23 protein-coding genes are annotated in these 20,354 nt (G+C 64.0%); 21 read left to right on the forward strand and 2 right to left on the reverse strand.

What is annotated here, in order from left to right; all coding sequences use genetic code 11:
* Positions 1 to 60: 60 nt before the first annotated feature.
* From ATO9_RS13495 to ATO9_RS13570, 17 genes are all read left to right on the forward strand, one after another.
* Positions 61 to 1,155, forward strand: a complete 1,095-nt coding sequence (locus ATO9_RS13495) for a hydrogenase small subunit (protein ID WP_043750490.1) — start codon at positions 61 to 63, stop codon at positions 1,153 to 1,155.
* 3 nt (positions 1,156 to 1,158) lie between these two features.
* A complete protein-coding gene (locus ATO9_RS13500; RefSeq protein WP_043749949.1) occupies positions 1,159 to 2,952 on the forward strand; it encodes a nickel-dependent hydrogenase large subunit in 1,794 nt (597 codons plus the stop codon).
* 11 nt (positions 2,953 to 2,963) lie between these two features.
* Positions 2,964 to 3,137, forward strand: a complete 174-nt coding sequence (locus ATO9_RS24310; RefSeq protein ID WP_156127868.1) for a hypothetical protein — start codon at positions 2,964 to 2,966, stop codon at positions 3,135 to 3,137.
* A complete protein-coding gene (gene cybH / locus ATO9_RS13505; RefSeq protein ID WP_043749952.1) occupies positions 3,134 to 3,913 on the forward strand; it encodes a Ni/Fe-hydrogenase, b-type cytochrome subunit in 780 nt (259 codons plus the stop codon). Before ATO9_RS24310 ends, cybH begins: the two co-directional genes overlap by 4 nt.
* A gap of 362 nt (positions 3,914 to 4,275) precedes the next feature.
* Positions 4,276 to 4,884 (forward strand): HyaD/HybD family hydrogenase maturation endopeptidase, encoded by a 609-nt coding sequence (locus ATO9_RS13510; protein WP_043749954.1) that lies wholly within the window; start codon positions 4,276 to 4,278, stop codon positions 4,882 to 4,884.
* 4 nt (positions 4,885 to 4,888) lie between these two features.
* Positions 4,889 to 5,209: a HypC/HybG/HupF family hydrogenase formation chaperone gene (hypC, locus tag ATO9_RS13515; RefSeq protein WP_043749956.1), complete on the forward strand. Its 321-nt coding sequence runs from the start codon at positions 4,889 to 4,891 to the stop codon at positions 5,207 to 5,209.
* Between the two features lie 10 nt (positions 5,210 to 5,219).
* Positions 5,220 to 5,609: a thioredoxin domain-containing protein gene (locus tag ATO9_RS13520; protein WP_043749961.1), complete on the forward strand. Its 390-nt coding sequence runs from the start codon at positions 5,220 to 5,222 to the stop codon at positions 5,607 to 5,609.
* Positions 5,610 to 5,621: 12 nt separating this feature from the next.
* Complete coding sequence (locus tag ATO9_RS13525; protein WP_043749963.1) at positions 5,622 to 6,437, forward strand: hydrogenase expression/formation protein; 816 nt, start codon at positions 5,622 to 5,624, stop codon at positions 6,435 to 6,437.
* The gene (hybE, locus tag ATO9_RS13530) at positions 6,434 to 7,282 is read left to right on the forward strand and encodes a [NiFe]-hydrogenase assembly chaperone HybE (RefSeq protein WP_052418322.1); all 849 of its coding nucleotides are present in this window, start codon (positions 6,434 to 6,436) and stop codon (positions 7,280 to 7,282) included. Before ATO9_RS13525 ends, hybE begins: the two co-directional genes overlap by 4 nt.
* Positions 7,279 to 8,226 (forward strand): hypothetical protein, encoded by a 948-nt coding sequence (locus tag ATO9_RS13535; RefSeq protein WP_043749965.1) that lies wholly within the window; start codon positions 7,279 to 7,281, stop codon positions 8,224 to 8,226. The genes hybE and ATO9_RS13535 overlap by 4 nt, the downstream gene beginning before the upstream one ends.
* Entirely contained in the window at positions 8,219 to 8,560 is a 342-nt protein-coding gene (hypA, locus tag ATO9_RS13540) for a hydrogenase maturation nickel metallochaperone HypA (protein ID WP_043749968.1), read from the forward strand. The genes ATO9_RS13535 and hypA overlap by 8 nt, the downstream gene beginning before the upstream one ends.
* On the forward strand, positions 8,560 to 9,393 hold the full coding sequence (gene hypB / locus ATO9_RS13545) for a hydrogenase nickel incorporation protein HypB (protein ID WP_043749971.1): 834 nt from the start codon (positions 8,560 to 8,562) through the stop codon (positions 9,391 to 9,393). Before hypA ends, hypB begins: the two co-directional genes overlap by 1 nt.
* Complete coding sequence (locus ATO9_RS13550) at positions 9,393 to 10,865, forward strand: sigma-54-dependent transcriptional regulator (RefSeq protein ID WP_043749974.1); 1,473 nt, start codon at positions 9,393 to 9,395, stop codon at positions 10,863 to 10,865. The genes hypB and ATO9_RS13550 overlap by 1 nt, the downstream gene beginning before the upstream one ends.
* A gap of 3 nt (positions 10,866 to 10,868) precedes the next feature.
* Entirely contained in the window at positions 10,869 to 11,159 is a 291-nt protein-coding gene (locus tag ATO9_RS13555; RefSeq protein WP_043749986.1) for a HypC/HybG/HupF family hydrogenase formation chaperone, read from the forward strand.
* Positions 11,159 to 12,307, forward strand: coding sequence for a hydrogenase formation protein HypD (gene hypD / locus ATO9_RS13560; RefSeq protein ID WP_043749988.1), 1,149 nt, complete (start codon positions 11,159 to 11,161; stop codon positions 12,305 to 12,307). The genes ATO9_RS13555 and hypD overlap by 1 nt, the downstream gene beginning before the upstream one ends.
* A gap of 100 nt (positions 12,308 to 12,407) precedes the next feature.
* Positions 12,408 to 13,454 carry a hydrogenase expression/formation protein HypE gene (hypE, locus tag ATO9_RS13565; RefSeq protein WP_043749990.1) on the forward strand — a complete coding sequence of 349 codons (1,047 nt, stop codon included), beginning with the start codon at positions 12,408 to 12,410 and terminating at the stop codon, positions 13,452 to 13,454.
* On the forward strand, positions 13,454 to 14,725 hold the full coding sequence (locus tag ATO9_RS13570) for a DUF3422 family protein (RefSeq protein ID WP_043749994.1): 1,272 nt from the start codon (positions 13,454 to 13,456) through the stop codon (positions 14,723 to 14,725). Before hypE ends, ATO9_RS13570 begins: the two co-directional genes overlap by 1 nt.
* Positions 14,726 to 14,738: 13 nt before the next feature.
* Here the strand turns inward: ATO9_RS13570 and ATO9_RS13575 are convergent, their stop codons facing one another.
* Positions 14,739 to 15,197 carry a GatB/YqeY domain-containing protein gene (locus ATO9_RS13575; protein ID WP_043749997.1) on the reverse strand — a complete coding sequence of 153 codons (459 nt, stop codon included), beginning with the start codon at positions 15,195 to 15,197 and terminating at the stop codon, positions 14,739 to 14,741.
* Positions 15,198 to 15,419: 222 nt separating this feature from the next.
* Here ATO9_RS13575 and carA point away from each other — a divergent pair, with 222 nt between their 5' ends.
* On the forward strand, positions 15,420 to 16,580 hold the full coding sequence (carA, locus tag ATO9_RS13580) for a glutamine-hydrolyzing carbamoyl-phosphate synthase small subunit (protein ID WP_043750000.1): 1,161 nt from the start codon (positions 15,420 to 15,422) through the stop codon (positions 16,578 to 16,580).
* Between the two features lie 251 nt (positions 16,581 to 16,831).
* A complete protein-coding gene (locus ATO9_RS13585; protein WP_238318761.1) occupies positions 16,832 to 18,700 on the forward strand; it encodes a glycosyltransferase in 1,869 nt (622 codons plus the stop codon).
* On the opposite strand, the gene ATO9_RS13590 is transcribed toward ATO9_RS13585, so the two are convergent.
* Positions 18,634 to 19,278, reverse strand: a complete 645-nt coding sequence (locus ATO9_RS13590; RefSeq protein ID WP_043750003.1) for a GntR family transcriptional regulator — start codon at positions 19,276 to 19,278, stop codon at positions 18,634 to 18,636. The two genes, ATO9_RS13585 and ATO9_RS13590, sit on opposite strands and share 67 nt — an antisense overlap.
* A 99-nt stretch (positions 19,279 to 19,377) precedes the next feature.
* Here ATO9_RS13590 and ATO9_RS13595 point away from each other — a divergent pair, with 99 nt between their 5' ends.
* Both ATO9_RS13595 and ATO9_RS13600 read left to right on the forward strand, forming a co-directional pair.
* On the forward strand, positions 19,378 to 20,022 hold the full coding sequence (locus tag ATO9_RS13595) for a pyrimidine 5'-nucleotidase (protein WP_043750006.1): 645 nt from the start codon (positions 19,378 to 19,380) through the stop codon (positions 20,020 to 20,022).
* A gap of 87 nt (positions 20,023 to 20,109) precedes the next feature.
* Positions 20,110 to 20,346, forward strand: a complete 237-nt coding sequence (locus ATO9_RS13600; RefSeq protein ID WP_043750010.1) for a hypothetical protein — start codon at positions 20,110 to 20,112, stop codon at positions 20,344 to 20,346.
* Positions 20,347 to 20,354: the final 8 nt, after the last annotated feature.

Genomic DNA, 20,354 nt, shown 5'->3' on the forward strand with positions numbered 1-20,354 from the left:
CAAGACCATAAAGAGTCGGAGCCCCACATGATCCGACAGAAGGGAATGGAGGAGACAGCCTTGAGCCAGATCGAGACCTTCTACGACGTGATGCGTCGGCAGGGGATCACCCGCCGAAGCTTCATGAAATATTGTTCGCTGACCGCCGCCGCGCTTGGCCTGGGCCCGTCATTCGTGCCCAAGATCGCCCACGCGATGGAAACCAAGCCGCGCACGCCCGTCATCTGGGTGCACGGGCTGGAATGCACCTGTTGTTCTGAATCCTTCATCCGCTCGGCCCACCCGCTGGCCAAGGATGTCGTGCTGTCGATGATCTCTCTCGATTACGACGACACGCTGATGGCAGCGGCCGGTCATCAGGCCGAAGCAGCGCTGGAAGACACGATCAAGAAGTACAAGGGCAACTACATCCTCGCGGTCGAGGGCAACCCGCCGCTGAACGAGGACGGCATGTTCTGTATCGTCGGCGGCAAACCCTTCGTCGAGCAACTGCGCCATGCCGCAAAGGACGCCAAGGCGATCATCAGCTGGGGCGCCTGCGCCTCCTACGGTTGCGTTCAGGCCGCCAAGCCCAACCCGACCCGCGCGACGCCCGTGCACAAGGTCATCACCGACAAGCCGATCATCAAGGTACCCGGCTGCCCGCCCATTGCCGAGGTCATGACCGGCGTCATCACCTACATGCTGACCTTCGACCGCCTGCCGGAACTGGACCGCCAGGGGCGCCCGGCGATGTTCTACGGGCAGCGTATCCACGACAAGTGCTACCGCCGCCCGCATTTCGACGCCGGCCAGTTCGTCGAGGCCTGGGACGACGAAAACGCGCGCAAGGGCTATTGCCTTTACAAGATGGGCTGCAAGGGTCCGACGACCTACAACGCCTGTTCGACGGTGCGCTGGAACGAAGGCACGTCCTTCCCGATCCAGTCGGGTCATGGCTGTATCGGCTGTTCCGAGGACGGGTTCTGGGATCAGGGGTCCTTCTACAACCGCGTTACCGATCTGACCCAATTCGGGGTCGAGAAGAATGCCGACCAGGTCGGCCTGGCCGCCGCAGGCGTGGTCGGCGGGGGCATCGCGCTCCATGCCGCCGTCTCGGCGCTGAAATCCGCACAGAAGAAAACGCAGACCAGCGTTTCGAAAGAGGAGGCGTAATCCATGGTCGTGCAAACCCCTAACGGTTTCTCGCTGGATAATTCCGGCAAACGTATCGTCGTCGACCCGGTGACCCGGATCGAAGGCCACATGCGCTGCGAGGTGAACGTCGATGACGAAGGCGTCATCCGCAACGCCGTGTCGACCGGCACCATGTGGCGTGGTCTGGAAGTGATCCTGAAGGGCCGCGACCCGCGCGACGCCTGGGCGTTTACCGAACGCATCTGTGGCGTCTGCACCGGCACCCATGCTCTGACCTCGGTCCGTGCCGTGGAAGATGCCCTTGGCATCACCATTCCGGACAACGCGAACTCCATCCGCAACATCATGCAGCTGAACCTGGAAATCCACGATCACGTCGTGCATTTCTATCACCTGCATGCGCTGGATTGGGTCAACCCGATCAACGCCCTGCGCGCCGATCCCAAGGCGACGTCGGAGCTTCAGCAGACCGTTGGCCCGAACCACCCGCTGTCCTCGCCCGGCTATTTCCGCGACGTGCAGAACCGGCTGAAGAAATTCGTGGAATCCGGTCAGCTTGGCCTTTTCAAGAACGGCTACTGGGACAACCCCGCCTACCTGCTTCCGCCCGAGGCGGACCTGATGGCCACGACCCACTACCTCGAGGCGCTGGACCTGCAGAAGGAGATCGTGAAGGTCCACACGATCTTCGGCGGCAAGAACCCGCATCCGAACTGGCTGGTCGGCGGCGTCCCCTGCCCGATCAACGTCCATTCCACGGGCGCGGTCGGCGCGATCAACATGGAGCGGCTGAACCTCGTGTCCTCGATCATCGAGAAGTGCATCGAGTTCAACCGCAACGTCTATCTGCCCGACGTGAAGGCGATCGGCGGGTTCTACAAGAACTGGCTTTATGGTGGCGGCCTGTCGTCCAAGGCATGCCTCGCCTATGGCGACATTCCCGAGAACCCCAACGATTTCTCCCCCGAGCAGCTGCACCTGCCCCGTGGCGCGATCATCAACGGCGACCTCTCGACCGTGCATGACGTCGATCCACGCGATCCCGAGCAGGTTCAGGAATTCGTCGACCATTCATGGTACACCTACGGCGAGGCCGGCAAGGGGCTGCACCCCTGGGACGGCGTCACCGAGGCGCAGTACGAGCTGGGTCCGAACGCCAAGGGCACAAAGACCGACATCAAGGAACTGGACGAAGCCGCCAAGTATTCGTGGATCAAGGCCCCGCGCTGGCGCGGCAACGCGATGGAAGTCGGTCCGCTGGCCCGCTACGTCGTGGGCTACGCCCAGGGCCACGAGGATATCAAGGACCAGGTCGACGGACTTCTGCGCGACATGGACCTGCCGCTCGAAGCGATCTTCTCGACGCTTGGCCGTACTGCAGCACGGGCGCTGGAATCCGAATATTGCGGACGCCTGCAAAAGCATTTCTTCGACAAGCTGGTTCAGAACATCAAGAACGGCGACGAAACCACCGCCAACGTGGAGAAGTGGGATCCCTCGACCTGGCCGAAGGAAGCCAAGGGCGTGGGCATGACCGAAGCCCCGCGCGGCGCGCTTGGCCACTGGATCAAGATCAAGGATGGCCGGATCGAGAACTACCAATGCGTCGTTCCGACCACCTGGAACGGGTCGCCGCGCGACACGGCCGGCAATATCGGGGCGTTCGAGGCCTCGCTGATGAACACCCCGATGGAACGGCCCGAGGAACCGGTGGAGATCCTGCGCACCCTGCACAGCTTCGACCCGTGCCTCGCCTGCTCGACCCACGTCATGTCGCCCGAGGGGGAAGAGCTGACCGAAGTCAAAGTTCGTTGAGGGAGGAACGAATGATGAAACGTCTTGCACTGCTTGCCACCATCATGCCGGGAATGGCATCGGCCCATGGTCTGCACGCCCCGGCGGCCGACCATACCGCAGCCCATGCGGGTCCTGCCTTCGGGGCCCTCGTGATCGCCGCGGCCCTCTACGTTGCCCTGCGCAGCCGGAGGGCGCGGGGATGAACGAGGAACTCGCCACCCCGAATGCGGGTCAGCGGGTGGATGTCTACAGCTCCTCCCCGCTGACCGGTGACGCGACCGAAGCCGACCGCGCCACGGTCACCCGCCGCACCTCGGTCTATGTCTACGAGGCGCCCGTGCGGCTCTGGCATTGGATCAACGCGGCGGCCATCCTGACGCTGATGGCGACGGGCTGGTTCATCGGCTCGCCCCCGCCCTCGATGCAGATTGCCGAGGCCACCCACCAGTTCGTCTTCGGCTATATCCGGTTCGCGCATTTCGCCGCCGGCATGATCATGACCGTGGGCTTCTTCGGCCGCATCTACTGGGCCTTCGTCGGCAACAGCCACGCCCGCCAGATGTTCTATCTGCCGCTGCACAAGAAGAAATGGTGGCGCGAGATCTGGCACGAGATGAAGTGGTACGCCTTCCTGGAATCGAAGCCGAAGAAATACGTTGGGCACAATCCGCTGGCGCAGATCGCCATGTTCTTCTTCATGACCGTGGGGATGACCTTCATGATCGTGACCGGCTTCGCGCTCTATGCCGAAGGCGTGGGCCAGGGGACGGTGATCGACGCGATCTTCGGGCCGCTGCGTGACTGGATCGGCAACTCGCAGGTCCTGCATACGCTGCATCATCTGGGCATGTGGTTCATCGCCATCTTCGTGATGATCCACATCTACGCTGCTGTCCGCGAAGACATCATGTCCCGCCAGTCGATGGTGTCGACCATGATTTCCGGCCACCGCACGTTCAAGGATGACGCGCCGGAGTGAAGGCATTGTTGCTTAGTAAAGAAGGGGCGGCCCATCGGGTCGCCCCTTTTCGTTTGCGCCTGGCAGATCACCGCGCGTTTCGCCGCAAGTGCAAAGCTGACGCCCATTCCCGCGAACACCCGGCAGTCGAGATTCGGGATGCGTGGAAAGAAAGTATCCAAAATTATCTCATTTTGCGTTATAACCTTCCACAGAAAAGACGCGCCGCGAATACATTTTTCCTTTTTAACTCATAGATTTCAGATCCTTACATAAATTTTCGCCCACCTGGAACGCCAGCATCCAATCGCATGCCACAACCGCTAATTTGGCACTCACCCCGCCGGGATGAGGAGCCCGGCCAGGCAAGAAGGAGGATCCCCGTGGGCAAGACCGCACTCGTACTCGGCATCGGAAACGTGCTCTGGGCAGATGAAGGTTTCGGCGTCCGCTGCGTCGAAGAGATGGCGCGCAGCATGGCATTCGGCCCCGAGGTCAAGCTTCTCGACGGGGGTACGCAGGGGCTCTACCTCCTGCCCTTCCTCGAGGCAGCCGACATGATGGTGGTCTTCGACGCGGTGGATTACGGGCTGGTCCCGGGCACCATGAAAGTGGTCGAGGGCGACGAAGTCCCCGCCTTCATGGGCGCCAAGAAGATGTCGCTGCACCAGACCGGCTTCCAGGACGTCATCGCGACGGCCCAACTGATGGGATATTGCCCGGACCAGATCATGCTGATTGGCGTTCAGCCGGTCGAGCTTGAAGATTACGGTGGGGGCCTGCGCGATGAAACCGCGGCCTGCATTCCGGCGGCCATCACCATTGCCCGCGACTGGCTGGCTGCACGCGGCATCCACGCGACCGAAGGGCAGACCCGAACCGACGACCTCGCCGATGCTTCCCTGCGGCGTGAGAATTACGAGGGCGGACGCCCGACCGAAGACGAGGCCTGCCGCACCGGTGATGCCCGCTTCTTCCCGGCCGCGGAATAAGGCTATGTGCGTCGGCATCCCCATGAAGATTTTGTCGGTCGACGGCATCGCCGCGATCGCCACGGACGGCACCCGCGACGAGCTGATCGACCTGTCGCTGACCGGTCCCGTGGAGCCGGGCACATGGGTCCTGACCTTCCTTAGCGCGGCCCGCGAAGTCGTGACCGCCGAAGACGCGGCCCTGATTGCAGAGGCCCTGGACAGCCTGCGCGACATCATGAACGGCGGCGATGGCGGTGACGCCTTCGCCGATATCGAGGCCCGCGGGCCGCAACTCCCTCCCCACCTAGCTGCCGCCCACGCGGCTGGCAAAGCCAACGCCTAAGGAGACACGCATGACCCACCCCCTCGTGGACAGGCTGACGACCGAATTCGGCTGGCCCCGTTTCGACGACCGGGCAAGTCTGGACGAATGGACCCGCACCGACGGCGTCCATGTCGCCTTTGTCCCCGGCGATCCTGCGCGCAACCTGGAAACCCCGGATGTGGCCGTCGTGCTGCCGGAACTGCGCATGGCCTTCCAGGGTGCCTTCGACTGCGCCGTCATCGGCGACGCGATAGAAGCGGAGCTGCGCGAGGAAACCCGTGTGCTCAAGACCCCCTCGCTGATCTTTTTCCGTAACGGGGAATGCCTGGGCGGCGTCGCCCGCGTCCGCGACTGGGACGATTACATGGCGCGTATTCCGCGTTTCCTTGCCACCCCCGAAACGGCCCCGGCCGAGTAACGGAGACAGCAGATGCAGAATTTCCACATGCCGCCGACGGGATATGGCCCCGGTTCCCAGACCGAAGAAGGCGGGGAAGAGCTCGAGTACATGTCCATGCCGCAGGACATGCGCACCTATTCCGCGCGTCTGCCCGATATCGACGCGGCCCCGGCGCCCGCGCTGGATTTCCTGCTGGCGCTTGCTGATGCCTGTGACCGTGTCGCGGCCGGCGGCACGCCCGAGCGGTTCGACCTGTCCCAATTGGGGGGCGAAGCCCGCAAGATCGTCGCCGACACCCTGCAGGAAGGCGAAGTGGCGATGAAGATCCGCGGCATTCCCGCCGTGCGCGTGCAGGAATCGGTCTTCGCCGGGGTCTGGAGCCTGTCCGCCTCCGGTCTCGACGTGGTCGAGGTGGGCCAGGTGCCAGCAGACGCCATTGCCCGCGCGTTCGAGCCCTTCCGCCCGGCCACCGCTGATCGACCCGGCCCCGGCGTGGTTAACGCCCCCGCCCTGCTAAGCGAGTTGCAGGACCATTCGGCCAACCCGGATATCGACCTTCACGTCATCAACCTGTCGTTGCTGCCGCATACGGAAGAAGACCTGGCCTGGCTCGAGGATCGTCTGGGCGAAGGCTCCGTCGACATCCTCTCGCGCGGGTATGGCAATTGCCGGATCCGCGCCACCGCCCTGCCGCGCACCTGGCACGTACAGTTCTACAACTCCACCGATCAGCTGATCCTGGACACCTACGAGGTCACGACGATGCCCGAGGTGGCCCTGGCCGCCCACGAGGATCTGACCGACAGCGGCGCCCGCCTGCGCGAAGTCGTGGAGGCGATCCGATGAGCACTTTCGAAGGTTCCTACCTGGGCGCGACCGACAAGATCAGTCCGCAGGCGATCATGGAATGCAAGGTCTGCTGGACCCCCTACGACCCCGCCGAAGGCGACGACATGCGCCAGATCGACCCCGGCACGCCATTCTCGGCCCTGCCGGAGGACTGGACATGCCCCACCTGCTCCGCCCCGGCGGAACAGTTCATGGTGCTGGAGGATCCGGGCGCGCAGGAAATGATCGAGGCCAATCGGATCAAGGATATTACCGCCCGGCTGGTCGACGATTTCTCCGAGGTCTATCACTCCAAGATGCGGGACGTGCCGCTGGTCAACAAGGCATTGCAGGTCGAGGCCGTCGGCTTTCGCATGTGGCAGGGCCAGATCCTCGGCGTGTTGGTCAGCCCATGGTTCATGAACCTGATCCTGCTGCCCGATGGTGAGACCTGGGAACTTGAAACCGGTGCGAAAGAGGTGATCGGATTCCCTTCGGGCGAGTACGAATTCCTCTACAACACCCGGCCGCAGATCGGCGGTTACAAGGCGTGTTCGCTGTTCTCGCCGATGCATGAATTCACCCGGCAGAAGGATGCCACTGACGTGGCCCGCGCTGTCATGGCCGCGCTGTTCGATGAGGCGAACCGCGCAGAAACGGATCGCTCCGCCGATATCCGCGCCACCCGCGAGCAAGACCTGGCCGCCGCCGAAGCTGCGGAACAACAAGCAGAAGAACCGCCCGTTCCGATCCTGACCGACAAGCCAACCCGCCGCGCAGTGCTGACCGCCGGTCTGGCCTCCGACACCGCGTCCGACGGAGACAGCACCGCAACCAAAGAAACCAGCGAACCCGCCGAATGACCTACGCCGCCGCCTCTTTTCCGACGCTCCGGGCCAAGCCCAGCCCCGCCCTCCCGGTGGACCGGCTGGTCGTGGGCAAACGGACGCATGAGGTGGCGGTACTTATCCCGCGGCTGTTTTCGCTGTGCCGCGCGGCCCAGGGCGCAGCGGTGGCCACATGCCTGGGGCGTCCCGCCGATCCACAGGGCATTGCGCAGGAAATCCTGCGCGACCACATGCTCAAGCTTTGCGTCACCTGGCCCAACCTTCTGGGCCTGGCCCCCCGCTCCGTGCCGCTGATCCGGCCTGCGGCGGGAGCCGGCATTTCACCCGACACCCCCGGCTCTTCTGCGCTTCCCACTTCACTGGCCGGGGAAAAGGACGTGGCGGAGGCAGCGTTCGGCGCTTTGCGCCGGCCTCCGGCCACGTCCGAAGAATTCGAGGCTTTCCTTGCCTCCGGCACCGGGGCTGCGCCGGTACTGGCGCGGATCGACGCCTGTTTCGCGGCCGGAGAGGCCTGCGCCAATGGATTGCCGCCGGTCGATGCAATCAGCATTCTAAGCGGCGCACCGGTTGAGAACTCGACCGCCACACGCCATCTGGATCATCCGGTCATGCGTCATATCGAAACCATGCGCGGCCGAGGCCCCTTGTGGCGTGCGACGGCGCGGCTCTACGATATCGCCATGGCATTGGACGACACCCTGCCCGCGATCGCACTCACCGGCCCGGGCCAGGCTCTTGTCCCGGCGACACGCGGTGCCTATGCCATGCGCATCGACACGGACGGAGAGATCGTGACCCACTTTGCCCGCGTCACCCCCACCGACAGCCTGATCGCGCCGGGTGGCGTGCTGGACCGCAGCCTTGCCACTCTGCCCGCAGAAAAGTCGGGGCTGTGGACACTGCTTCTGAATATTCTCGATCCCTGTTCTCCGGTCCGACTGGAAACCGCAAATGCATGAGATGTCGCTATGTGAAGGGATCCGCCGCGTCGTCGACCAGGCCGCCGACCGCCCCGACGTGGCCCGGGTCACGCGGGTGCGGCTTGAGATCGGCAAGTTCGCGGGGGTCGAAAAACATGCCCTCAGCTTTGCCTGGGAGGTCGTGATGCGCGGCTCCAAGGCCGAGGGCGCGACATTGGACATGATCGACCTGCCCGGAAAGGCTCTGTGCTACGATTGCATGAAAGAGGTCGAGATCGAGGAACGCCTGTCCCCCTGCCCCGATTGCGGCGGTGGCAAGCTGCTGCCCCAGGGCGGCGATGAAATGCAGATCAAGGATATGGAGGTCGTCTGATGTGTACGGTTTGCGGGTGCGGAGATGCGAAACTGGCCGGGGCAACGCATGGGGACGACCATTCCCACGATCACCATCACCATGAACATCACCCCCATGGTCATCACCACGACATACATTTCGGCCACGGCCCCGCCGGCACCGAGGTGCCCGGCATGTCCCAGGAGCGCCTGATTGAGATCGAAACGGGCATCCTGTCCCAGAACGACCGCCACGCGGCGATCAACCGGTCTCGTCTTGCTGAAAGCGGTATCTACGCGGTCAACCTTGTCTCTTCGCCCGGCTCTGGCAAGACCACGCTGCTTTGCGCCACGATCCGCGCCATGTCCGGCCCCGTCGGCGTGATCGAAGGCGACCAGCAGACCACCAACGACGCAGACCGCATCCGGGAAACCGGTGCGCCGGCGGTTCAGGTCAACACCGGCAAAGGCTGTCATCTGGACGGGCACATGGTCGGTCATGCGCTGGACCACCTGTCGCCCGCGCCGGATACCACGCTCTTCATCGAAAATGTGGGCAACCTGGTCTGTCCCGCCGCCTTCGACCTGGGCGAAGACGCCAAGGTCGCGATCCTTTCGGTGACCGAAGGCGAGGACAAACCCCTGAAATATCCCGACATGTTCACTGCCGCCCGGCTCGCGATCCTCAACAAGGTGGATCTGGCGCCGCATTGCGATGTCGATTTGGACCTTTACGAGGCGAACCTGAAACGCGTGAACCCCGCGATCGAGATCCTGCGCGTCTCCGCCCGGACGGGCGAAGGGCTCGATGCGTGGATCGGCTGGCTACAGGCGGAAGCCCAGGCCAAGCGCCAGCGCAAGGCCGCGGAATAATGGCCGAAACACTGCCCACAATCCTTGTCGTCGATGACGAGCCGCATTCCGTGGCGGCGATGCGCATGGCGCTCGAGGATGATTTCCAGGTTCTCGAGGCGCAGAACGCCGCCGAGGCCTGGAACCTGATGGAGCAGAATTGGGTGCAGGTCGTGATCTCTGACCAGCGCATGCCTGGCAAGACAGGGATCGAACTTCTGACCGAGATCCGCGACCGTTGGCCTGATACCGTGCGCATCATCGTCACCGGCTACACGGAAACGAGCGACATGATCCAGGCCATCAACGAGGCCGGGATCTACCAGTTCATCACCAAGCCCTGGCATCCCGATCAGCTGCTCATGGCCGTCCGGAATGCCGCCCGGCTTTTCGAGCTTGCCCGCGATCACGAACGCATGACGCTGGAGATGCGCTATCTTGGCACCGCCGCCTCTGCCCGGACCGAGGAGCGGCGCCGCGTTCTTCAGGCCGGGCTGGGCTTCGACAAGGTGCTGCGGGGGCCGAATTCGCCGCTCAACGCGACGATTGCGCAGGCCCGACACTTCGCCAGCTTCGACGTTCCTGTCCTGATCACCGGCGAACCCGGCACCGGCAAGACCGACCTGGCCCGCGCAATCCATTATGGGTCACTGCGCGCTGACCGACCCTTCTATGAACTCAATTGTGCGGGCCTCGGCGACGAGGCGCTGGCGGCAGAGCTGTTCGGTGCCAAGCGCGGGGCCCTGCCCGGCACCACGCAATCCCGTGCCGGCCTGCTGCAAAAGGCGGATCGGGGGACGATCTTCCTCAACGGGGTCGATGCGCTGTCGCCGCAGATGCAGATGGCCCTGCTGCGTGTCGTGACCGAGGGCGCATTCCAGCCGTTCGGCGCTCACGAGACCCTGACCACGAATACCCGCATCATCGCCGGCGCGCATCGGGACCTGCGCGCCCGCGTCAGCGACGGACGGTTCCGCACGGACCTGTATTACGCGCTGCAAGTGACCGAACTGACCATGCCGCCGCTGCGCGCTCGGGTCGACGACATCATCCTGCTGGCCGAACGATTCCTGCACGAGGCCGCGACCGAACACGGCAAGGTCGCCCGCGGCATCGCCCCCGATGCCGCAACCTTCCTCGAAGCTTATGACTGGCCCGGCAACCTGCCGGAATTGCGCAACGAAATCGTGCGCATGCTGATCCTGGCGCAGGATGTGACCCTGGGCGCAGACCTGATCTCGCGCCACATCCTGCAGGCGCGCGATCCGCGTGACGGTGAACGTGGCAGCGCGCCGGATTTCAGCCAGCTGGACGGCACGCTCAAGGAACGCGTCGAAATCATGGAGATGCGTATCCTGGGCGAAACCCTGACGCGGCTGAAATGGAACAAGTCCCGCGCCGCCGTCGAACTGGGCCTGTCGCGGGTCGGGCTGCGGGCCAAGCTGGACCGCTACGGCATCGAACCGCACGCATCGATTTCAGAGGAGGACTGACCCATGTGCCTGGGTATTCCCGGCCAGATCGTGGCCATCACCGACGAACCCCGCCAGATGGGCATGGCCGAGGTGTCGGGCGTGCGGCGCGAGGTCTCGCTCGCCTGTGTCGCCGACCGTCCCCTGTCCGACCTGATCGGCGAATGGGTCCTGATCCATGTCGGCTTTGCCATGGCCGTGATCGACGAAAAGGAAGCTGAAGAAACGCTCGAAGCCCTGCGCGGTCTGGGCGAGGCGCAGGAAACCCTTGAACAGATGGCCGAGGGCGACCGTGCCCTCGCGGGAGGCATGTGATGCGCTATGTCGAGGAATTCCGCGATCCCAAGGCCGCCAAGGCCCTGATCGCCGCCATCGCCCGCGTGGCCGACCAGATCGGCGCGACTGCGGCAAACCCTGTCCGGATCATGGAAATCTGCGGCGGTCACACCCATGCGATCTTCCGCTATGGCCTGGACAAGCTGGTGCATGAGGGGATCGAGTTCATCCACGGTCCCGGCTGCCCCGTCTGCGTGCTGCCCATGGCACGCGTCGATGAATGTATCGAAATCGCGGAACGGCCCGAGGTCATCTTCGCCACCTTCGGCGATGCGATGCGCGTGCCCGGCGCGAAGGGATCGCTGCTGCAGGCCAAGTCGCGGGGCGCGGACGTGCGAACGGTCTATTCCCCGCTCGATGCGCTGGAACTGGCCCGCCGCAATCCCGACCGCGAGGTGGTGTTCTTCGGCCTGGGGTTCGAGACGACGACACCCTCAACCGCGCTTTCGATCCAGCTGGCCGCGCGCGAGGGGCTGACCAACTTCTCGGTCTTCTGCAACCACATCACCGTGCCCCCGCCGATCAAGGCGCTGCTGGATGATCCGCATATGAAGCTCGACGGGTTCGTGGGGCCCGGCCATGTCTCCATGGTGATCGGCATCCACCCCTACGACTTCATCGCCGAAGATTACGGCAAGCCGCTGGTGGTGGCGGGTTTCGAACCGCTGGACCTGCTGCAATCGGTCCTGATGGTCCTGCAGCAGATCGCCGAGGGTCGTGCGGAGATCGAGAACCAATATGCGCGGGTCGTGCCGGAACACGGCAACCCGGTGTCCATCGCGGCCATCGCCGATGTCTATGAACCGCGTCCCAGTTTCGAATGGCGGGGCCTGGGGGAAATTGATGCCTCCGGCCTGCGGATCCGCGACGCATACCTCGACTGGGATGCCGAGACAAAGTTCGGCATCGGCTACGCCGCCGCTGGTGGCCGTGCACATGTCGAGGAACCCGAAGGATGCGCCTGCGGGTCGGTCATGACCGGACGGATGAAGCCCACGCAATGCCCGCAATTCGGCCGCGGTTGCACTCCCGACACCCCGCTTGGCGCGCTGATGGTATCGTCCGAAGGGGCCTGCGCGGCCTATTGGACATATGGTGGCGCCCGGCTGATCGAGGCCGCTGAATAATTTGCGACAGACCGTGGCTCGTAGCGACGCGGCATCAATGCCTTGGGACGGCGCCCTATGGGGCGGCGCCCTGCCCCACTCAAGATCAGAGGCTGACACAATGAACGCTCAATCGCCCAAACCGTCCCGCCTGCGTGATACCCGCGTGACGCTCGCACATGGCGGCGGCGGTCGGGCCATGCGCGACCTGATCGAAGAGGTCTTTACCGATGTCTTCCTGCCGCCCGGCTCCGAGGATCAGGCCCGCCTGATGGATGAGAGCCTGCAGGAACCGGGAGCACGTCTCGCCTTCACCACCGACAGTTTCGTGGTCACTCCGCTGGAATTCCCGGGCGGCGATATCGGCAAGCTTGCCGTCTGCGGCACCGTCAATGACCTCGCGGTCGGCGGCGCGCGGCCGCTCTGGCTGTCCGCGGCTTTCGTCATCGAGGAAGGCACCGAGATCGCACTGCTCAAACGGCTCGTTGCCTCGATGGCACGTGAGGCCGCAAGCGCTGGCGTCCGCATCGTCACCGGCGATACCAAGGTGGTCGGCAAGGGCGGCTGCGATGGCGTCTTCATCACCACATCGGGCGTCGGGGTCATTCCGTCAGGACGCGAGATCGCAGCGCCGCAAATCCGCGAAGGCGATGTCGCTATCGTGAACGGCGTCCTGGGGGACCACGGTGCCACGATCCTGGCCGCCCGCGGCGACCTTGCCCTGTCCACACCGCTGGAAAGCGACTGCCAATCCCTGAACGCGCTGATGGAGGCGGTTCTGGCCGCGGCTCCCAACACCCGCGCCGCGCGCGATGCGACACGCGGCGGGCTGGCCTCGGCCCTGAACGAACTGGCCGAAGAGGCCGGCGTGACAGTCGTTCTCGAGGAGTCGGCCCTGCCCCTGCGCACCGAGGTTAAGGGCATGTGCGAGATCCTGGGCCTAGACCCGCTCTACCTCGCCAATGAAGGCACGCTGGTCGTCTTCGTCCCCGAGGCGGAGGCCGAAGCCGCCCTCGCCGCAATGCGCGCCCTGCCCTCGGGACACGACGCGGTGATCGTCGGAAAGGCAGTGCCCCGCGGCACAGTGCCCGTGGTGATGCGTACGGCCTTTGGTGGGCAGCGCATCGTGGATATGCTGGTCGGAGAACAACTGCCCAGGATCTGTTGATGTCCAACGCCACGCCGAAATCCAGCAGGGATCACCCGCATCGCGGTGCCCTGGTGGATGAGCTTCACGCCCGTCCCTTCCCGGCAATCTCTGCCCCGGGTTTCGCCTGGTTCGTCGCCTTGCGGCCGGAATTCAGGTCGGATCGGGACCGGGCCGGCGAAAAGGCGCAGCTGGATCGGCTGATCTCGACCGCGTGTCAGACCCCGCCGCCGCCGGACGCGACGCATTGGACCGGCCAGTTGGGGCCGCTGATGCTGAAATGGGAAAGCCATACGGAATTCGTGACCTTCCTGGTCTGGGGCGCCGAGGAAAGCGACGTCCAGGAACTGGCCGAGGACATCCTGTCCCATGCCGAGAACCTGCGTATCGCGTCAGCCCGGTTCCGGATCCAGGTTGCTGAAGGTGACGAACCGATCCTGGAGCGCTTGCGCAAGGATCACCTTCAGGACAGCCTCGCCGCGTCTCGGGTGCTCGATGACCACGCTGTCATCGCCGGGGATTTCCATCCCGATCCCGCAGGCGACATGCGGTTTTCCGTCTATGCCCGTCCGCTGATCGGCCCCGGCAGGATCGGTCGCATCGTCCAGCGCCTGTGCGAGATCGAAACATACCGTGCCATGGCCATGCTGGGACTTGTCCGCGCGCGCGAAATGGTACCGTCCCTGACCGATGCCGAAACCCGCCTTTCGGCCGAAGTGCTGCGGATGAACGACAGCGCAGGCGACGCGGAAACAGCCCTGCGGACCCTGCTGGAGGTTTCGGGCGGGCTGGAGCGTCTGGCCGCGCGGTCGAACTTCCGCATGTCGGCCACCGCCGCCTACGAACGCATCGTCACCAGCCGCATCGACGCCCTGCGTGAAGAGCGGTTCGAGGGGCGTCAGACCTTCGGTGAATTCATGATCCGCCGGTTCGACCCGGCCATGCGGACTGTCGAGGCTACGGAACGGCGGCTGGCCAGGCTGACCGACCGGGCCCGACGCGCTGCCGAATTGCTGCGCACGCGGGTCGAGGTCGACCTGTCCCGCCAGAACCGCGTACTTCTCGAAAGCATGGATCGCCGCGCCGACGAAGCCCTGCGGCTACAGCACACCGTCGAAGGATTGTCCGTCGTGGCGATTTCCTATTATGCGACCGGGCTTGCCCTATATATCGCGGCCCCGTTCGGCGATGCGGTCGGCCTGGGCAAGACCGCCCTCGCCGCACTCATCACGCCGATCGTGGTGTTGCTGACATGGGGCGCATTGCGGCAGGTGCGCAAACGCCTGCACTGAGCGCGGGCACGGGTCAGCTCAGCCGGGCTTTCACCTTCGGGCCGACGGCGCCGAAATCCATCTGGCCGGTATACTTGGCCTTCAGGGCGCCCATAACCTTGCCCATGTCGCGGATCGACTCCGCGCCGGCTTCCTCAACAGCGCCTTCGATGGCCTTGTCGATTTCCTCGTCATTCAGCTGCCGGGGCAGGAAATCCTCGATATAGCCGATCTCGGTGCGTTCCTGTTCGGCCAGGTCGATCCGTCCGCCCTCTTCGTAGGCGCGGGCGCTTTCCTGGCGCTGTTTGACCATCTTGCCGAGAATGCCCAGCACCTCGTCCTCGCCGACGCCGTCTTCGCGGCCCTCGCCGCGGGCGGCGATATCACGGTCCTTGATGGCGGCATTGATCAGCCGAAGGGTGGACAGCCTTTCGCTGTCACGCTCTTTCATAGCGGTCTTGATGGCCGAATTGACCTGGTCGCGCAGCTGCATGGGTCCCCATCCTCTGAAGCTTTGAAGGCCGACCCTAGACCAGCACACCAAACCGCACAACCTGCCCGGTCGCTCGGGGGACGCGACGGAATATCCTGCATTGCAGGATGGACACGCGACAGAGCCGCCGAAACAGGCTCATATCAGGTGTTTTGGCCCCTTGACCCCCCCGGTCGCGCCCCTTACGTAGTGGCCAATTTGCCATTTCACGGGGGACGCGGAATGCCGCACGCATACCAGAAAAAACCGACCGCCTGCCTCGTTCTCGCCGATGGCACGGTCTTCATGGGCCAGGGTTTCGGGGCTACGGGCGTCACCGTGGCAGAGCTGTGTTTCAACACGGCGATGACCGGCTACCAGGAAATCATGACCGACCCGTCCTATGCCGGCCAGATCGTGACCTTCACCTTCCCGCATGTCGGCAATGTCGGCGTGACGCCCGAAGACGACGAAACCGCCGACCCGGTGGCCGACGGCATGGTCGTGCGCTGGACGCCGACCGATCCGTCCAACTGGCGCGCGGTCGGGCAGTTGTCGGACTGGCTGTCTGCACGCGGCCGCATCGCCATTGGTGGCGTCGACACCCGCCGCCTGACCCGCGCGATCCGGGCCCAGGGCGCGCCCCACGCGGCGCTGGCCCATGACCCCGACGGAAATTTCGACATTGAAGCGCTGGTCGCCAAGGCGCGCGGCTTTGCCGGTCTGGTCGGCATGGACCTCGCCAAGTCGGTAACCTGCGCACAAAGCTATCGCTGGGACGAAACCCGCTGGGCCTGGCCCGACGGGTTCGGCCGCCAGACCGAACCGCGCCACAAGGTCGTGGCAATCGATTATGGTGCCAAGCGGAACATCCTGCGCTGCCTCGCCTCTGCAGGCTGCGACGTGACCGTCATGCCTGCCACCGCGACCGCAGAGGAAATCCTCGCCCATTCGCCCGACGGCATTTTCCTGTCCAACGGCCCGGGTGATCCGGCCGCGACCGGTGAATATGCCGTGCCGATGATCCAGGACGTGATGCAGAAGACCGAGTTGCCGATCTTCGGCATCTGTCTTGGCCACCAGATCCTCGCGCTCGCACTTGGTGCAAAGACCGTCAAGATGAACCACGGGCACCATGGTGCGAACCACCCCGTGAAGGACAAGGAAACCGGCAAGGTCGAGATCACCTCGATGAACCACGGCTTCGCCGTCGACAGCCAGTCCCTGCCCGACGGTGTGATGGAAACCCACGTGTCGCTTTTTGACGGGTCGAATTGCGGGATCCGCATGACCGATCGCCCGGTCTTCTCTGTGCAATACCACCCTGAGGCCAGCCCCGGCCCACAGGACAGCTTCTACCTGTTCGAGCGTTTCTCGGCCTCGATGCAGGCGCGCTCGGCCTGAGCGGTCTCGCAGTTCAGAAATTTAAGAAAAGGCGTCCATCCTCGGGCGCCTTTTTTGTTGGGCTTCCGGATGCCATTAACGACCCGTTAACCCCTTGTTGAGACTAAATTAACCGTTTGCACCGAAACGTCTGTAGTCAGGCGTTGAGGGAAGTTAACATGCAATCTCGGGAACTGTGCAAGCTGGACAGACAGTCTCCGGACCATGTCGGTCTGCGCAGGTATCTGACCGATCTTCCTTCGCAGACCGGCATGCTTCGGGAACCTCCCGCCCGATTTGCAGCCAACCCGATACCCGTTGACGCCGCCCGCGCCAATGGCATCGCCCGCGCCCGCGAACGCTTTGCCGAGGGTCAGATTTCAGAGGCCCGGTTGCTGTCCGCGCTGTCCCGCGCAACCGGCCTGCAAATCGTGTCGATGGAGCTGACACCGCCCGATGCCGCCCTGTCCGACATGCTGTCCCCGCAATTCTGCCTGAAACACGCCTGCTTGCCGTGGCGCCAGCACGAAAACATTCTCTGGATCGCCACCTCACGGCCAGAGGATTTCGAAAAGGTCCGCGATGAAATCAGCCGGCTCGAACCGGAGGGCATCCACCTGATCATTCCGGTTCTGGCGCCCCGCGTTGCGATCCAGAACCGGATTGCGAGTGCACACCGCGAGGTCCTGACCGAGAACATGTCGCAGCGTGTGGATATTCGTCACTCCTGCCGGTCCTGGAAACCAAAGGTGCGGCTGAGAATCCTGCAATTGTCCGCCGTCGCCCTGATCCTGGGCGCGATCACGATCTACGCCCCAGAGGTCGTACTGCTGGCCGTGCTCAGTTGGACGATCCTGACGCTGTTCGTGGCATCTGTGCTCAAGCTGACGTCGGCCATCGCCCATCGAACGATCCGGAACGACACGCGACTGGATGTCAGCACGGTCGCGGCGGCAGAACTGCCCTCCATCTCGATCCTCGTCCCCATGTTCCGGGAACGCCAGATCGCCGAAGTGCTGGCCAAACGCATGGAACAGCTGGTTTATCCTTTCTCCAAGCTTGAGGTCATCTTGGTCCTGGAGGAAGAGGACGACGTCACCCGAGACGTGCTTGAACGGACAATACTTCCCAATTGGATGCGGGTCGTTGTCGTCCCGGATGGCCAACCACGGACCAAACCGAGGGCGATGAATTACGCCCTCGATTTCTGCAAGGGCGACATCATCGGCATTTACGACGCCGAAGATGCCCCCGACCCGGACCAGTTGCTGCGGGTGGCCACTCATTTCGCCAATGCGCCCAAGGACGTGGTGTGCCTGCAGGGCGCATTGGATTTCTACAATGCAAAGTCCAACTGGCTCGCCCGGTGCTTTACCATCGAATACAACACCTGGTTCCGGCTGGTCCTGCCGGGCATGGCCAAGCTGGGCTTTGCCGTGCCTTTGGGAGGCACGACCCTCTTCTTCAAGCGAAAGGAGCTTGAAGAACTTGGCGCCTGGGACGCCCACAACGTAACGGAGGACGCCGATCTTGGCTTTCGCCTGGCCCGTGCCGGATATCGCACCGAGGTGATCGACACGACAACCCGCGAAGAGGCCAACAACCGCACGATCCCTTGGATCAAGCAGCGCTCACGTTGGCTGAAGGGATACCTCGTCACCTACCTCGTGCACATGCGCAACCCGGTGGAGCTTTACCGCGACCTCGGGGCGTGGCGGTTCATGGGGTTCCAAGTGCATTTCGTTTCGGCCCTGTCGCAATTCGCCTTGGCCCCGCTGCTGTGGTCGTTCTGGTTCATGCTGTTCGGCATGCCGCACCCGTTGCTGTCTGTTCTGGACCGGTCCTGGATCCACGGCATTGCTTGGATGTTCATCGCCGTAGAAATGCTGACCGTCACCCTGAGCGTTATGGGCACGCACCGGCCCCAGCATCGCCACCTCTGGCACTGGATACCGACCCTGCAATTCTATTGGCCACTCGGCTGTTTCGCGATGTGGAAAGCGCTCTACGAATTGGCCTTCAACCCATTCTACTGGGACAAGACCCAGCACGGGCATTCCTTGCCCGACGCCGATCACTCGACCGACGACACGCCGCCCGAATCCAGCTTCAACCGCGTCACGAACGCCTTGGAAATGTGATCGCGCAGGGCCTGCCCGGCCTTGTCCTCGTCCCGCGCCTCGATCGCGCGGACGATCGCGTCATGTTCGGCCAGCGCCACCTCGTCCCGGCCCACGGCTGCCAATGACGTCGAGGCCATGAGCGCCATCGACCTGTGCACCATATCCAACTGCTGCACCAGGAACCGGTTGTGCGACGCCAGATGGATCTGCTTGTGAAAACGCCGGTTGGCCCGTGCCAGTGCGGACGGGTCGCCAAGATGCGCTCGGTCGGCTTCGACCATGTCGCGCAGAACGCGCATTTCCTCGTCCGTGGCATGACGGGCGGCCAGCCGAGCGGCCAGGGCCTCCAACTCGGTCCGTACGACGTAAAGCTCGGCCAGTTGGTTGTGGTCGAGCGACGACACGATCAGGGACCGCCCGTCGCGGGTGAGAAGGGATTGCGTTTCCAGCCGCTGCAGCGCCTCGCGGATCGGCGTGCGGGACATGCCGAACCGCTCTGCCAACTCGCTTTCCACGAGCCGATCACCCGGCTTGAACCCGCCGTGGTCGATCGCTTCCAGGATCAGGGTATAGGCATCTTTCTGGGCCGGCTTCATTCGCGTTCCTCGTTGCGTCGCGACACCCTATCCGCGCCCAGCCCCCGCCGTCCAGCACAAGCCCTTGCACCCTTTGTCGCGCCCCACTAGCGTCGCGCCATGCCCCGAGACCATTTCTCACATGTGACGACCTGGGTCTTTGACCTGGACAACACGCTCTACCCGCCCTCCGCTCGGCTCTTCGATCAGATCGAGGTCCGTATGACCGCCTGGGTGATGGAGACGCTCGGCCTCGACCGTCCCGCTGCCGATGCCTTGCGCCTCAACTACTGGCGCGACCATGGCACGACGCTGGCGGGGCTGATGCGCAACCACGATCTGGATCCGACGCCCTACCTGACCGACGTGCACGACATCGACTTCAGCGGGCTGGACCGGGACCCTGCCCTGGCTGACCACATCGCCGCGCTGCCGGGGCGCAAGATCATCTTCACCAACGGCACCGCGCCCTACGCAGAACAGGTGGTGGATGCCCGGGGTCTGGGTGGGCTCTTCGACGCGATCTACGGTGTCGAGGAAGCCGGCTATCACCCCAAGCCCGACCCCGAGGCTTTCGAACGCATCTTTGCCCTGGACGGCCTGCAATCCGACCGCGCTGCGATGTTCGAGGATGACCCCCGCAACCTCGCCGTGCCACACGCCAAGGGGATGCGCACCGTGCATGTGGCAGAAAGCCCGGTCGAGGCGGACCATATCCACCACCACACCGACGACCTGACCGCGTTCCTGTCCCGGCTGGTCTGAGATATCTGGTCGCACTGGGACGCAATGTCGCCTACCGGCGCCGGGGAGAAGACATATCTCGGCTGCATCATAGTTGATGGAGCCCTCATGTCCGACATCCCTGCCCCTGCCTCCAATCCCCTCTATCGCCTGCCCATACTCGGCTGGATCGCCCGCGACTTGGCGCGGGATTTCCACGGCAATATCTGGTACGCGGTGGTCATCGTGCTGACCGCGATCGTCCTGGCGGTGAAAACCTGGGGACTCGTGGCACTTGGGCTAACCGCGCTTGCGCTGGTGCCCGTGATCTTCACCTTGCTGATCCTGATCACCGTCGGCAAATAGACCGGGAC

The organism is Pseudooceanicola atlanticus (assembly GCF_000768315.1).
GTDB classification, from domain to species: domain Bacteria; phylum Pseudomonadota; class Alphaproteobacteria; order Rhodobacterales; family Rhodobacteraceae; genus Pseudooceanicola; species Pseudooceanicola atlanticus.

Excerpts from the sequence above, each read along its gene's own strand:
- ATO9_RS13590 (WP_043750003.1), bottom strand. The coding sequence starts at position 19,278 with ATGAAGCCGGCCCAGAAAGATGCCTATACCCTGATCCTGGAAGCGATC.
- ATO9_RS13585 (WP_238318761.1), top strand. The coding sequence starts at position 16,832 with ATGCTTCGGGAACCTCCCGCCCGATTTGCAGCCAACCCGATACCCGTT.
- ATO9_RS13500 (WP_043749949.1), top strand. The coding sequence starts at position 1,159 with ATGGTCGTGCAAACCCCTAACGGTTTCTCGCTGGATAATTCCGGCAAA.
- carA (WP_043750000.1), top strand. The coding sequence starts at position 15,420 with ATGCCGCACGCATACCAGAAAAAACCGACCGCCTGCCTCGTTCTCGCC.
- hypE (WP_043749990.1), top strand. The coding sequence starts at position 12,408 with ATGAACGCTCAATCGCCCAAACCGTCCCGCCTGCGTGATACCCGCGTG.
- hypA (WP_043749968.1), top strand. The coding sequence starts at position 8,219 with ATGCATGAGATGTCGCTATGTGAAGGGATCCGCCGCGTCGTCGACCAG.
- hybE (WP_052418322.1), top strand. The coding sequence starts at position 6,434 with ATGAGCACTTTCGAAGGTTCCTACCTGGGCGCGACCGACAAGATCAGT.
- ATO9_RS13535 (WP_043749965.1), top strand. The coding sequence starts at position 7,279 with ATGACCTACGCCGCCGCCTCTTTTCCGACGCTCCGGGCCAAGCCCAGC.
- ATO9_RS13555 (WP_043749986.1), top strand. The coding sequence starts at position 10,869 with ATGTGCCTGGGTATTCCCGGCCAGATCGTGGCCATCACCGACGAACCC.
- ATO9_RS13570 (WP_043749994.1), top strand. The coding sequence starts at position 13,454 with ATGTCCAACGCCACGCCGAAATCCAGCAGGGATCACCCGCATCGCGGT.
- hypD (WP_043749988.1), top strand. The coding sequence starts at position 11,159 with ATGCGCTATGTCGAGGAATTCCGCGATCCCAAGGCCGCCAAGGCCCTG.
- cybH (WP_043749952.1), top strand. The coding sequence starts at position 3,134 with ATGAACGAGGAACTCGCCACCCCGAATGCGGGTCAGCGGGTGGATGTC.
- hypC (WP_043749956.1), top strand. The coding sequence starts at position 4,889 with ATGTGCGTCGGCATCCCCATGAAGATTTTGTCGGTCGACGGCATCGCC.
- ATO9_RS13520 (WP_043749961.1), top strand. The coding sequence starts at position 5,220 with ATGACCCACCCCCTCGTGGACAGGCTGACGACCGAATTCGGCTGGCCC.
- ATO9_RS13550 (WP_043749974.1), top strand. The coding sequence starts at position 9,393 with ATGGCCGAAACACTGCCCACAATCCTTGTCGTCGATGACGAGCCGCAT.
- ATO9_RS13595 (WP_043750006.1), top strand. The coding sequence starts at position 19,378 with ATGCCCCGAGACCATTTCTCACATGTGACGACCTGGGTCTTTGACCTG.
- ATO9_RS13525 (WP_043749963.1), top strand. The coding sequence starts at position 5,622 with ATGCAGAATTTCCACATGCCGCCGACGGGATATGGCCCCGGTTCCCAG.
- ATO9_RS13600 (WP_043750010.1), top strand. The coding sequence starts at position 20,110 with ATGTCCGACATCCCTGCCCCTGCCTCCAATCCCCTCTATCGCCTGCCC.
- ATO9_RS24310 (WP_156127868.1), top strand. The coding sequence starts at position 2,964 with ATGATGAAACGTCTTGCACTGCTTGCCACCATCATGCCGGGAATGGCA.
- hypB (WP_043749971.1), top strand. The coding sequence starts at position 8,560 with ATGTGTACGGTTTGCGGGTGCGGAGATGCGAAACTGGCCGGGGCAACG.
- ATO9_RS13575 (WP_043749997.1), bottom strand. The coding sequence starts at position 15,197 with ATGCAGCTGCGCGACCAGGTCAATTCGGCCATCAAGACCGCTATGAAA.